This is a genomic window from Wenzhouxiangella sp. XN79A, assembly GCF_012272825.1.
GTDB lineage: Bacteria > Pseudomonadota > Gammaproteobacteria > Xanthomonadales > Wenzhouxiangellaceae.
Window position 1 is genome coordinate 20884 of record NZ_JAAWWS010000122.1, and the last position, 14119, is coordinate 35002.

Here is a 14119-nt window from a genome sequence, read left to right on the forward strand (position 1 = left end):
GATGGCACGATCCGTGGTGATCCTCGGAACCCAGTGGGGTGACGAGGGCAAGGGCAAGATCGTGGACCTGCTGGCCCACGACGCCGATGCCGTGGTGCGTTTCCAGGGCGGACACAACGCGGGCCACACGCTGGTGGTCGATGGACGCAAGACCGTCCTGCACCTGATTCCGTCCGGCATCCTCACCGACCGGGCCCGTTGCCTGGTCGGCAACGGTGTGGTGGTCGCGCCGGACGCACTGCTCGGGGAGATCGCAGGCCTGGAGTCGGCCGGCATCGAAGTGAAGGGCCGGCTCGGCCTGTCGAGCGCCTGCCCGGTGATCCTGGCCTGCCACGAAGCGCTCGACCGGGCGCGCGAGAAGGCGCGCGGCAAGAAGGCCATCGGTACCACCGGGCGGGGCATCGGCCCGGTCTACGAGGACAAGGCGTCCCGCCACGGCATCCGGCTGGCCGACCTGGCCGATCCGGCGCGGCTGGCCGACAAGCTCGGCGGCGTACTGGATTATCACAACTTCCTGCTCCGGCACTATTACGAAGCCGAGCCGCTGGACGTCGCCCGGGTCGCCGATGACGCCGCCCGGCAGGGCGAGGCACTGAAGCCGATGCTGTGCGACGTCACCGACGAACTGCACACGCTCCGACGCCAGGGCCGGGCCCTGTTGTTCGAAGGCGCACAGGGCGCGCTGCTGGACATCGACCACGGCACCTATCCGTTCGTGACGTCATCGAACACCACCGTCGGCGGGGTGATGACCGGTGCCGGGGTCGGGCCGGGCGACATCGACTACGTGCTCGGCATCACCAAGGCCTACACCACGCGCGTGGGGTCGGGGCCGTTTCCGACCGAGCTGGACGACGAGAACGGCCGCAGGATGGCCGAACGCGGCGTGGAGTTCGGCGCGACCACCGGCCGTCCGCGCCGCTGCGGCTGGCTGGACGCGGTCGCGCTGCGGCGCATGGTCCGGATCAACGGGGTCACCGGCCTGTGCCTGACCAAGCTGGATGTGCTCGACGGATTCGCCAGCGTCAAGGTCTGCGTCGACTACGAAGGCGTCGACGCCTTCCCGCTCGGGGCCGAGGAGTGGGCCCGCGCCCGGCCGGTCTACGAGACCATTCCGGGCTGGGAAGGCGATACCCGCGGGATCACCGATGCGGCCGATCTGCCGTCGGGCGCACGCGCCTACCTGGATCGGATCGAGACGCTGGTCGAAGCGCCGATCCACATGCTCTCGACCGGTCCGGAGCGCGAAGCCAACGTCATCTTCCAGCACCCGTACGGCTGACCCGCACCGCTAGAATCAGACCGAACGCCCACGACCACGGACTCCGTCATGCTCGATCCGCAGCTGCTGCGCAATCACCTCGAAGACGTCGCCACCGGGCTGGCCCGGCGCGGCTATCCGCTCGACCGCGAGCAGTACGCGTCGCTGGAGACCCAGCGCAAGCAGCTGCAGACGCGCCAGCAGGAGCTGCAGAACCAGCGCAACACGCGCTCGAAGTCGATCGGGCAGGCCAAGGCCCGCGGCGAGGACATCGAGCCGCTGAAGGACGAGGTCGCGAAGATCGGCGATGAACTGAAGGAGGTCGCCGAGGCCCTGGATCAAGTGCGTGCCGCGCTCGATCACCTGCTGCTCGACCTGCCGAACCTGCCGGCCGACGATGTTCCGGACGGGCGCGACGAGTCGGCCAATGCCGAGATCCGGCGCCACGGCGAGCCGGGCCGCTTCGATTTCGAACCGCGCGACCACGTCGAGCTCGGCGAGCGGATCGGCGGGCTGGATTTCGAACGGGCCGCGCGCCTGTCGGGCAGCCGCTTCACCGTGCTCAGCGGCCCGCTGGCCCGGCTTCACCGTGGGCTGGCGCAGTTCATGATCGACCTGCACGTGCGCCAGCACGGCTATCGCGAGGTCTACGTGCCGTACCTGGTCGGCGCCGAGGCGATGCAGGGCACCGGCCAGCTGCCGAAATTCGAGGACGACGCGTTCCGGATCGACGACGATCCGCCGCGCTACCTGATTCCGACGGCCGAAGTCCCGGTGACCAACCTGGTCGCCGGCGAAATCATCGAGGCCGGCGACCTGCCGCTGCGCTTCGTCGCCCACACGCCGTGTTTCCGGCGCGAGGCGGGTTCCTACGGCAAGGACACCCGCGGCATGATCCGTCAGCACCAGTTCGACAAGGTGGAACTGGTCCAGATCGCGCTGCCCGACGAGGCCGAAGACGCCCTCGAACAGCTCACCGGACACGCCGAAGCCGTTCTGCAGGCGCTCGAACTTCCCTACCGGACCATGCTGCTGTGCGCTGGCGACATGGGGTTCTCGGCGCGGAAGACCTACGACCTCGAGGTCTGGATGCCGGGTCAGAAGGCCTGGCGGGAAATCTCCTCGTGCAGCCATTTCGGCGATTTCCAGGCCCGCCGGATGCAGGCCCGCTGGCGCAACCCCGAGACCGGCAAGCCGGAGCTGCTGCATACGCTCAACGGCTCCGGTCTGGCGGTCGGCCGTACGCTGGTCGCGATGCTCGAAAATCACCAGCAGAAGGACGGCTCGGTCGTGGTGCCCGAGGCGCTGCGGCCCTACCTCGGCGGTATCGAGCGGATCGAACCGACCGGCTGATCGCGCCGGTCGATCGACATCGCGATCAGGTCGTGAAGCGGGCCGGCCCGAGCGCCAGCCGGGCTACCGTCACGACCCGGTCCCGGCCGCTGTCCTTGGCGTCGTAGAGGGCCTGGTCGGCGCGCGCGTACAGCGCATCGAGGTCAGGCTCTCGGACCCGCTCGGCCACCCCGAAGCTCAGCGTGAACTCCGGCTCGTCGCGCGGCCTGTCGCGTCGGATCAAGGCCCGCAGGTGTTCGATTCGGGCGACCGCGGCGTCGGTCCCTTCGTTCGGCAGCGCGACGCCGAATTCCTCACCGCCCAGGCGACCGAGCAGGGCGCCCTCACCGAAGGCCTCGCGCAGACAGGCGCCGGTGCGCCGCAGGATCGCATCGCCGGTCAGGTGGCCGTGCTGGTCGTTGATCTGTTTGAACAGGTCGATGTCGGTGATCACGATGGTGAACGTACGGTCGAGCTGCTGGCTGCGCTGGAACGCCTGGTGGGCCAGCTGGAAGAAACGCGTGTGGTTCAGCAGTCCGGTCAGCCCGTCGCGCTCCGACATCCGCTGGAAGCGCCTGCGGTCACGGGCCGTCTGGACCAGCAGCGCGATGACCAGCGCCGCGGCGATCACAGCGCCGACACCGCCGTAGAGCAGCCCGAGATCGGCTTGCTGGCGTCGTTCCGATTCAAGCTCCAGCGCCCGATTCCGGTCGCGCAGCAGTTCCAGTTCCTGCGCGCGGGCCTCGGTGTCCTGCTCGTTGATCAGCAGGGCGATTCGCATCGCCCGTTCCCGCCGGGAGCGATCGCGGCGCAGGGCGACCGCGCGCTGCAGCCGGTCCAGCGCCAGCCTGCGGTTGCCGTCCCGTTCGGCCAGCTCGGCCAGGACCTGCCAGGCCGCGGCCCTCGCGGCCCGGTCGCCCGGCGCGTCCAGGCGGTCGATGATCGGATCGAGGACGGCCTTGGCGGCCTCGGGCCGGCCTGCGATCAGTGCCCGCTCGGCCAGCACCGTGCGGGTTTCCAGCACGCCCTCGGGAAATCCGGCCCGTTCGAACACCGCCAACGCGTTCCGCAGTTCCGCGTCGGCGCCCGGGTCCTGCTGCGCGCCCAGGGCGCGGCCGAGACCGAGCCGGGCCTGGCCTTCGAACACACGCTCCCCGGCCTCGATACAGGCCCGGGTCGCGGCAGCGAAGCGTTCCTCGGCCTCGTCGGTGCGGCCGGAATTGAGCAGCGCCCGGCCACCGCGCTCCAGCGCGATGCACGCGGTTCGCCCGAGATCGAATTCGCGGGCCAGGGCCAGCGCCTGGTCGGCATAGGTCAGTGCGGTTGCCGTCTCACCGATCCGGTCGTAGAACTCCGCCGCCACGCTGTAGGTGCCGGCGCGCATGCGCGGGTCGGCCACGCTCGGCGCACGGTTCAGTGCGCGGCGGAAATAGCGGAAGCCGGCGTCGAACCGATCGTTGACGACGAGCACGTTGGTGGCCAGGTTCAGCGCACGCTGGGCCAGGTCCGGATCCATCCGTTCGAGTTCGCCGATCAGGGCGACGATGGCGTCGCTGGCGCCGTCCAGGTCGCCGGCACGCGCGGTGTGGCGGATCCGGATCAGCTCGAAGCGGTCGCGCTGATCGGGGGTGGCCGAGGCGACCCGGAGTTCGATTTCCCCGATCAGCCGCTCCACGTCCTCGCCGCTGGAGGCCACGCTGAGCGCATCGGCCCGGTCGAGCAGCGTGTCCAGCGAGTCGTTTCCGTCCTGGCCGGTGACAGGAACGGTGGCGACAGCGAACAGGAGTGGCAGGAACCGGACGTTGAACTGCGGCATGCGAAGCGGGACCGGGTGGGAAGCAGGACACCTTCGAGCATAGCGAGTGCGACGCGGATTGGAAAGCGGCCCGGTGCGACAGCCGGTGTCCGGACACGGCGGCCGGCATGCACGGGTCGTGGCGCGGCGATCAGATGTTCGCTGCTGGGCCGCACGGCAGCGGGAGAGCTTGCGCTATCATCGCAACGATGCCGATCCTCTCATTCCGATGCCGCGGTCCGTCATGACGACCTCTTCGCCGAAGTCGCTGGTCGTCGCGATCTCCTCGCGCGCACTGTTCGATCTGGATTCGACCCACCAGATCTACGAAGAACAGGGCCTGCAGGCCTACATGGATTACCAGCGCGAGCGGGAGGACGAGATTCTCCAGCCCGGCGTGGCCTTCCCGCTGGTCACCAAGCTGCTGGGTCTCAACGCCGACGACATGGACCACCCGGGCGTCGAGGTCCTGTTGCTGTCGCGCAACAGCGCCGATACGGGCCTGAGGATCTTCAATTCGATCGAACATTACGATCTGAACATCGAGCGCGCGGTGTTCACCAACGGCGCCAGCCCGGCCAACTACATCGAGCCGGTCGGCGCCGACCTGTTTCTATCGGCGAATGCCGAAGACGTCCGAAAGGTGCTGATGGCCGGCTATGCCGCCGCGACCATCCTGCCGCAGGCCACCCGCGAGAATCGCTCCGGGCAGCTGCGCATCGCCTTCGACGGCGACGCGGTGATCTTCAGCGACGAAGCCGAACGCGTCTACAAGACCCAGGGTCTGGCCGCGTTCTCGTCGAGCGAGCGCGAGGCGGCGATGAAGCCGCTGCGCGCAGGCCCGTTCAAGGCCGTTCTCGAGGCCATCCATCGCATCCAGTCGGCCTATCCGGCCGACGAAACCCCGATTCGCACGGCGCTGGTCACGGCCCGCTCGGCACCGGCGCACAAACGGGTCATCATGACGCTTCGTGCCTGGGGGATCCGGATCGACGAGTCGATGTTCCTCGGCGGCCGCGACAAGGCGGCATTCCTGCGCGCCTTCGGCGCCGACATCTTCTTCGACGACCAGCAGCTCCATTGCGAGGCCGCCAGCCGGATCATCGCCACCGGGCACGTCCCGCACGGTGTGGCCAACGAGTCGACCGACGACTGATCGCGGTCGCGGTTTCATTTCGTTTCTTTCCTTCCCATCCTGTTGCTCCGTTCATTCCTTTCCCGATGAGGTTTCCATGCGCCTTCGTTCGCTGATCCTGCTGATTTCCGTGCTGTACATTTCCGGCCCGCTACCTGCCCGGGAGGCCTCGCCCGGCGTCGATGCGCCCGGCGGATGCGAACCCGGAGAAGACGCCGCCACCGAGTGCGAGGACCGCGAATGGTCGGTGCAGGACCCACCCGGTGAGTGGACCGAGATCGAGATCGACACCGACCGGGTCACCTGGTCGACGGTGACGGTCAGCCCGGACGGCCGAACCGTCGTGTTCGACCTGCTCGGCGACCTGTACCGGGTGCCGATCGACGGTGGCGATGCCGTGTCGCTGACTTCGGGCATCGCATGGGATTTCCAGCCGACCTTCAGCCCGGACGGATCGCGGATTGCCTTCATCAGCGATCGCGGCGGTGCGGAGAACCTCTGGACCATGGCTGCCGACGGCAGCGATCCGCGCCCGGTGACGGACGAATCCGACCAGCTGCTGCACAACCCGGCCTGGTCGCCGGACGGCGAATTCATTGCCGCGCGCAAGGCCTATGTATCGGCGCGCTCGATTCCGGCCGGTTCGATCTGGATGTACCACCGCTCCGGCGGCGCCGGCGTCGAGCTGGTCGAGCGCCTGCACGGAGCGCAGTCGCAGAAGAACATTGCCGAGCCGGCCTTCTCGCCGGACGGCCGCTACGTCTATTTCAGTCAGGACACCACGTCCGGCACGGTCTGGCAGTACAACAAGGACGCCAACACCGGCCTCTTCGCGATCCGCAGGCTGGACCGCGAAGCCGGTGGCATCGAGACGGTGGTGGCGGGCCCCGGCGGTGCCATCCGCCCGGTGCCGTCGCCCGACGGCCGATACCTGGCGTTCGTCCGGCGCAACCCGACCGAGTTGAGCAGCCGGCTGATGATCAAGGACCTCGACTCGGGCGTCGAGACCACGCTGGTCGAGCGGATCTCGCGCGACATGCAGGAAACCAGCGGCGACCGCGGAAACTACCCCGGCTTCGCCTGGCTGCCCGACGGACAAGGCCTGGTGCTGTGGTCGGACGGTGGCCTGCACCGGGTCGGCCTGGACGGCGACCGGGCGGATATCGAATTCCGTGTCCGCGACCGTCGCGCGGTTCACCCGGCGCTGAAGCTGACCGTGCCGGTCGCGCCGGACCGGGTCGCGGTCCGCATGCTGCGCTGGAATCAGTACAGCCCCGACGGGTCGAGTGCGCTGTACCAGGCGCTCGGCCACGTCTGGCTTCACGACCTCGAAACCGATCGGCGCCGCCGGCTGACCGACCAGGACGAGCACTGGGAGTTCTACCCGCGTTTCTCGCCGGATGGCCGTTCGGTGGTCTATACGACCTTCGACGACGAAGCGCTGGGCAGCGTGCAGATCAAGCGAGTCGGGCGCGGCCGGGCCCGGGTGCTGACCGACGAGCCGGGCCATTACGTCGAGCCGTCGTTCTCGCCGGACGGTGAGCAGGTGGTCTTTCGCAAGACCACCGGCGGCTACCTGACCTCACCGACCTGGTCGGAACGGCCCGGCATCTATCGGGTGTCGGTCGATGGCGGGGAGCCGGTCCGGGTTCTCGACCGCGGCAGCAACCCGCAGTTCTCGGCCGACGCGACCCGCATCCTGTTCAGCGAACGCACCGACACCACCACGCTGGCCCTGAAGAGCGTGAACCTCGACGGCGAGGACGAGCGCACCCACCTGACCGGCAGCTGGGTCACCGACTACCGGGTCTCGCCGGACGGTCGCTGGGTCGCGTTCACCCAGGAGTACAACGTTCATGTCGCGCCCTTCTTCGCGGCCGGGAAGCCGGTTTCGATCAGCGCGTCGAGCTCGGCCTATCCGGTTCGCCAGGTCTCGGCCCGGGCCGGCGAAGTGCTGCACTGGCTGGAGGACAGCTCGGTGCTGGGCTGGTCCTACGGGTCCTACCTGTACCAGCGCCCGCTGAGCGATGCCTTCGCCTTTCTCGAGGGTGCGCCGGAGGAGCTGCCGGCGCCGGCGACCGAGGGTCGCAACCTGGCCTTCGAGGTGGCCGCCGACGTTCCCGAGGGTCGCATCGCGCTGGTCGGCGGCCGGGTCGTGACGATGCGCGATGCCTATTCGCGTGAAGAAGTCATCGAAAACGCCGTGGTGCTGGTCCGAGGCCACCGGATCGAGGCGGTCGGGTCGGCCGACGAGGTCGCGGTGCCGGACGGCTACCGGGTGGTCGACGTGTCCGGTCATACGGTGCTGCCCGGCCTGATCGACGCCCACGCGCACGGCGCGATGAGCAACGAGCAGCTGCAGCCGGTGCAGAACTGGATGCAGTATGCCAACCTCGCGTTCGGCGTGACCACGATCCACGATCCGTCCAACGACAACTGGGGCATCTTTTCGGTCGCCGAGCTCCAGCGCACCGGCCAGACCCTGGCGCCGCGCATCTTCTCGACCGGTCGGATTCTCTATGCCGGGCTGTTCCCCGGGGTGACGGCGAAGATCGACGACTACGAGGACGCGCTGTTCCATGTCCGTCGTCAGCAGCAGCAGGGCGCGATCTCGGTCAAGAGCTACAACTACCTGCGCCGCGATCAGCGCCAGCAGGTGCTGCATGCCGGTCGCGAGCTCGGCATGCTGGTCGTGCCCGAAGGCGGAATGCGGCTGGAGCAGAACCTGACCCAGATCGTCGACGGCCACACCGGCATCGAGCACAATCTGTCGGTCCACCGGATCCGCTCCGACATCGAGCAGCTGTGGAGCCAGACCGAGGTGGTCTACTCGCCGACCTTCGTCGTTGCCTACGGCGGCCTGATGGGCGAAGAGTACTGGTACGACCGCACCGAGGTCTGGAAGAACCAGCGCCTGATGAACTTCGTGCCGAAGTCGGTCGTGTACCCGCGCTCGATCCGCCGGCCGACCGCACCCGACGCGCACTACAACCATTTCTCGGTTGCCGAGGAGGCCCGGGAGCTGAACGCGTTGGGGGTACCGGTGGTCATCGGCGCGCACGGTCAGTTGGCCGGGCTTGGCGCGCACTGGGAATTCTGGATGATGGCCCAGGGCGGGTTCACGCCGTTCCAGGCCCTGCGCGGCGCGACCATCGACGGCGCGCGGTATTTCGGAATGGAGCGCGAAATCGGCTCGATCGAGGCCGGCAAGCTGGCCGACCTGGTGATTATCGACGGCAACCCGCTCGACGATATCCGGGTCAGTCAGAACGTGGCCTATACGATGTTGAACGGCCGGCTGTACGACGCCGACACGATGAACCAGGTCGCCCCGGATGCCGTGGAACGCGAGCCGTTCTTCTTCGAGCGACCCGGCGGAGACGCCTGGCAGGCCGAGACCCATCGCCGCTTCGAGGCCATGGCCCGCAACCTGGGCTGGACGCACGACGATCATTGATCGGTGGCGTGATCCGCGGCACTCCAGTGCGCGCGGCGATCCGTGACCACGCCGGGGCCTTTCCCGGCCTTGTCGTCGTTCGCGCCCGCAGCGCAGGCCGCTCGGCTATCCTCGGACCGGGAAACCAAGGAACGGGGCAGGAATGAGCTGGATCGTCCACAAGTTCGGCGGCAGCAGCCTGGCCGATGCCGACGCCTTCGAGCACGTCGGTCGCCTGCTACTCGAGCGCGCTGCCGACGGGCGCTCGCAGGCGGTCGTGGTCTCGGCAATGCAGGGCACCACCGACGCCCTGATCGACATGGCCCGGGCGGCCGGGCGCGATGCCGGCCACTGGCGCGACGGGCTCGGCGTGCTGCGCCAGCGCCATCGCGACTGCGCCGTTGCGCTGGCGTTGCCGGAACAGACCTGGGCGGCGATCGAGTTGTCGTTCCGCCGTCTCGAGCACCTGTTGGAGAGTTTCGGCCTGCTCGGGAGCGTCCCGGACGAGGCGATGGACCTGGTCTCGGCGCTCGGCGAGCAATGGTCGGCGCGGCTGTTGTCGGGCTGGTTCGAGGCCGTCGCGCAGCCCGGCCGGTTCGTCGATGCCCGCGAGGTGATCCGGATCCGGCGCGGCGAACTCGGTCCGATCGCCTGCATCGAGGACAGTCGCCTGCGGCTGGAGACGCTGTTCGACGGGCGATCGCCGGCGCGGTTCGTGATCACCGGGTTCTGCTGCCGCGACGAGCAGGGCCGGGTGGCCACGCTGGGTCGCGACGGCAGCGACTTCACCGCAACGATCGTCGCTGCGCTGCTCGAGGCCGACGAGGTCGAGATCTGGACCGACGTCGACGGCGTGCTGAACGCCGATCCCGGGCGCGTGCCGCGGGCCGAGGTGGTCGAGCGACTGTCCTACCGCGAGGCCTTCGAACTGGCCTACTTCGGCGCGCGGGTGCTGCATCCGCAGACCCTCTCGCCGCTGCTCGAGCGCGACGTGCCGGTCCGGATCCGTTCGACCCGGCACCCGGACCGTCCCGGAACCGGGATCGACCGCGCAGGCGTCGCGCAGCCGCCGGTCAAGGGCCTGACCTGCATCCGTGAGCTGGCCCTGGTCAACGTCGAGGGCGCCGGCATGCTCGGCGTGCCCGGAACCGCCGAACGGGTGTTCGCCACGCTGCACCGGGCAGGCATCTCGGTGACGATGATTTCCCAGGGCAGCTCGGAGCACTCGATCTGCTGCGTCGTTCCGGCGAAGGAGGCCGAACGCGCCGAGCGGGTGCTGGGCGACGCCTTCGCGCGCGAGATCGATGCCGGTCAGCTGCAGTCGATCCGGCGCCAGGACGGCATCGAGGTGCTCGCCGCGGTCGGCGACGGCATGGCCGGGGCGCCGGGTGTGGCCGGCCGGATGTTCACCGCGCTCGGCCGGGCCGGCGTCAACATCCGCGCCATCGCCCAGGGCAGTTCCGAACGCAACATCTCGGTCGCGGTCGACGCGGCCCAGGCCGAGCGGGCGATGCGGGCGGTGCACTCGGCGTTCTACCTGTCGGAACAGACCTTGTCGATCGGCGTCATCGGTCCCGGCCAGGTCGGCCGCGCGCTGCTGGCCCAGCTGCGCGACGCCGCGCCGCGGCTGGCTGCCGCCTCGGGCATCGACCTGCGGATTCGCGCGGTCGCGAATTCCAGTCGCATGGTGCTGGCCGAGGAACGGATCGACCACGCTTCGCTGGACGGCGACCTGGCCGGCGGCCTGGCGCTGGATTTCGACCGCCTGGCCGGCCACGTGCACGCCGAACGGCTGCCGCACGCGGTGTTGATCGACTGCACCGCCAGCGCGGTCCCGCCCGGGCACTATGCCGAATGGCTGGACGCCGGCATCCACGTGATCACGCCGAACAAGCAGGCCGGCGCCGGCGACCTGGCGCGCTATCGAGCGCTGCGCGCGCTCGATGCACGGGGTCCGGCGCGCTGGCGCTACGAGGCCACGGTCGGGGCCGGCCTGCCGGTCATCCAGACGCTGCGCGATCTGATCGACAGCGGCGACCGGGTCGACATGATCGAAGGCATCTTCTCCGGCACGCTGGCCTGGTTGTTCAATCGCTTCGAACCGGGCACGGCATTCTCCGCGCTGGTCCGCGAAGCCCACGCGGCCGGTTACACCGAGCCCGATCCGGCCGATGACCTTTCCGGGCTGGACGTGGCGCGCAAGCTGGTGATCCTCGGCCGCGAGCTCGGGCTGGACCTTGCGATCGACGATGTCGAGATCGAGCCGCTGTTGCCGGACGCCGATCTGCGTGGCGCCGACGCGGTGTTCGAAGCACTGCCGTCGCTCGACGCCGGAATGGCCGCACGGCGGGAGCGAGCCGCCGAGCAGGGCGCCTGCCTTCGCTATACGGCGCGACTGACCGCCGACGGCACGGCCCGCGTGGGGCTGGAGGAGCTGCCGGGCGACCATCCCTTCGCGCATCTCGCGCTGACCGACAACGTGGTCGCGTTCCGGACCGCCCGGTATTGCGACAATCCGCTGATCGTCCAGGGGCCGGGCGCCGGCCCGGCCGTGACCGCCGCCGGCGTGTTCTCCGACCTGCTGCGGATCGCCCAGTCGCTGGGTTGACGGCGCCGGTCGGTCCGTTCAGCGGCAGTGCCAGCAGCCCTCGGCGCTGCCGATCGGGCTGCCCGGCGGGATCGCCGGTCCGTCCGGGACGGGTTCGGCCGGCGGGGCGGGGCGCTCGAGGTGGCCGACGATCTGCGCACGCAGCAGCGCGGCGAAGGCCGGATCGGTCGGCCGAGGCAGGCGCTTGCCGAGCGAAACCAGTCCGGCCCGCGCAGCGGCCCGCACCTCCATCGACGCCGAGCCGGCGTCCAGCCCGGTCAGGGCCGAGGCATAGCGCGCCGCCACGCGCTGCGCCAGCACCCGGGCCCGGTCATCGTCCGGACGCCGCAGCGCGTCGGTCACACGCTCCTCGATGGCATCGATCACCTGCTCCAGCGACGGAAGATCGGCCTGCAGGGCGTGCTGGCGGACCAGTCGTTCGGCTCGCCGGGGATCGAGCAGCGCGGCCAGCGTGATGTCGGCGGCGGTCTCGGCGGCCGTGAAGGGATCGAAGGCCGGTTCGGTCCGCGAGGCCAGTGTTTCCGGCGATGCCTCGTCGAAGCCGAACCCGCGCGTGCCGGGCGGCAGCAGCTCGAACAGCCGGTCCGGCAGGTCGAGGACCTTCGGCGACAGCGTGTCGAGCAGCGCGTCGAGCGCGCGCAGCTGGTCGGCGGCGGCAACCGGCGCCGGCGGCGGCGTGAACCGTCCGCGCCGGGCGTAGCGGAAGCGGACGCCGCCGAGGGACTTGGCAGCCGCATCGACCTGGTAGCGGTGATAGAGGTAGATCGGAACGAGCACTTCGCCGAGCTCGTTCAGCGGACGGCCGTCGGCGATCCGGTCCGGGCCGAAGCGCGCCAGGGCATGGGCGCGGACCTCGAGCACCCGACGCAGTTCGTCGACGGCGTCGGCGCCGTTGTCCCAGACCGACGCCTCCGGATGCGCGCTGCCGACCGCGCGGCCGTGTTCGTCGGCGATGTACCACAGGCCACGCTCGAAGGCCTCGGCCAGGATCGCGTCCAGCGCGGCGGACTCGTCGACGTCCGGCGCGAACTCGGAGTACAGCCAGCGCGTGGTCACGATGTCCCACTCGCCGATTCCCTGGTCGTAGGCCCGGCTGAAGTCCAGCCGGCCGCCGCGCAGGTCCACCCACGGTGCGGGATAGTCCATGACCGAGGCGCGGTCGTTGCTGGAGGCGGCGAAGTTGTGGCCGAAGCCCAGCGCATGGCCGATTTCATGGGCCGACAGCTGACGGATGCGATCCAGCGACAGCTCGACCGGGTCGTCGTCACGGCCGGTGCCGGTGGCCTCGACGCCGGCCAGGCCCTCGAAGATCATCCGGTCCTGGCGGACGCGCTGCGAGCCGAGAATCACGTGACCCTTGATGATCTCGCCGGTGCGCGGATCGATGACGCCGCCACCGTAGGACCAACCTCGGGTCTGGCGGTGGACCCACTGGACCACGTTGTAGCGGATGTCGAGCGGATGGGCATCCTCGGGCAGCAGTTCGACCCGGAAGCCGTCCGCGAATCCGGCGGCCTCGAAGGCCTCGGCCCACCAGCCTGCGCCGTCGAGCAGCGCCTCGCGAATCCGCTCGGGCGCGCCGGGGTCGATGTAGAACACGATCGGCTCATCGATGCCCGAGGCCGGGTTGCCGGGTTCGACGTACTGCAGCCGCTGGCGGGCCGCGTAGCTGCGAACGATCGCTTCGTCCAGCGGCGCGGCGAAGTCGCGGAAGGCCCGTTCGAAACTGCCCGAGCGCGGATCGGCCTCGCGCACTCGATAGCCGGCATCGGGCAGTCGGACGAAGCTGTGGTGCTGGATCAGCGTGACGCTGTTCGGGTCGGCCGCCGTGGCCCGGACCTGGGCGCCGGGTTCGTCACCGCTGAACGTCATCCAGACGTCGATCTCGACATTGTCCGGAAACACCAGCAGCGAGCTCGTGTCCGGCAGCGAGCGGTCGTCGGCCCGCTTGAACGCGCCGCCGTCCGCCGACAGCCGCCGGGCCAGGCCCAGTTCGTCCAGGGTCAGGAAGCCGCCCAGATCGATCAGCACCCGGCCATCGTCGGCTTCGGCCAGCACCTCGGTGGCCCACACGAAGGAACGGGCGAACGACTCGGCCACGGCCTCGCGCTCCAGGCCGTTGGCGGTCTCTGCGCGGTAGCGGTGGTTCTCCGCCTCGAACACCACTCGGTCGCCGATCCGGCGGGCATTCAGGATCCGCCCGCTGTTGCCCCAGCCCCGATCGAGACCGAGCGGGTTGGAGCCGAGGCCGCGGGTCAGGCGAAGGGCGTGGATGAACCGGATCCGCGGACCGTCATCGGTGACCGGCGGCAGGGCAAGCAGCACAAGGCCGCGGTCTTCGTCGACGTAGGTTTCGAGGAACCCGGCGGTCCGTTCGAGCCCGTCGATGCGATCGTCGAACGACGCACTGCCGTCGCCGGGCTCGGCGGCCCGGGTCGGCGACGGTGTTGCGAGAGCCATGATGCCCAGCAGGGCCAGCGGGAGCAGGAGAGTGCGCAGCATGCGGGATCCGGTGAAAAAAGCCTGGCCGGAGTATGCCCCAGCTGGCCCGC

The 14119-nt window shown here is 69.7% G+C and carries 7 protein-coding genes; 5 read left to right on the forward strand and 2 right to left on the reverse strand.

Annotated features, from left to right (window positions below; all coding sequences use genetic code 11):
- Window position 1: 1 nt before the first annotated feature.
- Window positions 2-1282: an adenylosuccinate synthase gene (locus HFP89_RS00710; RefSeq protein WP_168715719.1), complete on the forward strand. Its 1281-nt coding sequence runs from the start codon at window positions 2-4 to the stop codon at window positions 1280-1282.
- A gap of 48 nt (window positions 1283-1330) precedes the next feature.
- Complete coding sequence (gene serS / locus HFP89_RS00715) at window positions 1331-2614, forward strand: serine--tRNA ligase (RefSeq protein WP_168715720.1); 1284 nt, start codon at window positions 1331-1333, stop codon at window positions 2612-2614.
- 25 nt (window positions 2615-2639) lie between these two features.
- Here serS and HFP89_RS00720 read toward each other — a convergent pair whose 3' ends face one another.
- Window positions 2640-4409 (reverse strand): GGDEF domain-containing protein, encoded by a 1770-nt coding sequence (locus HFP89_RS00720; protein ID WP_168715721.1) that lies wholly within the window; start codon window positions 4407-4409, stop codon window positions 2640-2642.
- A gap of 223 nt (window positions 4410-4632) precedes the next feature.
- On the opposite strand from HFP89_RS00720, the gene HFP89_RS00725 reads away from it, so the two are divergent.
- The 3 genes from HFP89_RS00725 (at window position 4633) to thrA (ending at window position 11567) form a co-directional block, all read left to right on the forward strand.
- Window positions 4633-5544 (forward strand): 5'-nucleotidase, encoded by a 912-nt coding sequence (locus HFP89_RS00725; protein ID WP_168715722.1) that lies wholly within the window; start codon window positions 4633-4635, stop codon window positions 5542-5544.
- Between the two features lie 76 nt (window positions 5545-5620).
- Complete coding sequence (locus tag HFP89_RS00730; RefSeq protein WP_168715723.1) at window positions 5621-8980, forward strand: amidohydrolase family protein; 3360 nt, start codon at window positions 5621-5623, stop codon at window positions 8978-8980.
- 142 nt (window positions 8981-9122) lie between these two features.
- Window positions 9123-11567 carry a bifunctional aspartate kinase/homoserine dehydrogenase I gene (gene thrA / locus HFP89_RS00735; protein ID WP_168715724.1) on the forward strand — a complete coding sequence of 815 codons (2445 nt, stop codon included), beginning with the start codon at window positions 9123-9125 and terminating at the stop codon, window positions 11565-11567.
- 18 nt (window positions 11568-11585) lie between these two features.
- Here the strand turns inward: thrA and HFP89_RS00740 are convergent, their stop codons facing one another.
- Complete coding sequence (locus tag HFP89_RS00740; RefSeq protein WP_168715725.1) at window positions 11586-14069, reverse strand: zinc-dependent metalloprotease; 2484 nt, start codon at window positions 14067-14069, stop codon at window positions 11586-11588.
- Between the last annotated feature and the right edge of the window lie 50 nt (window positions 14070-14119).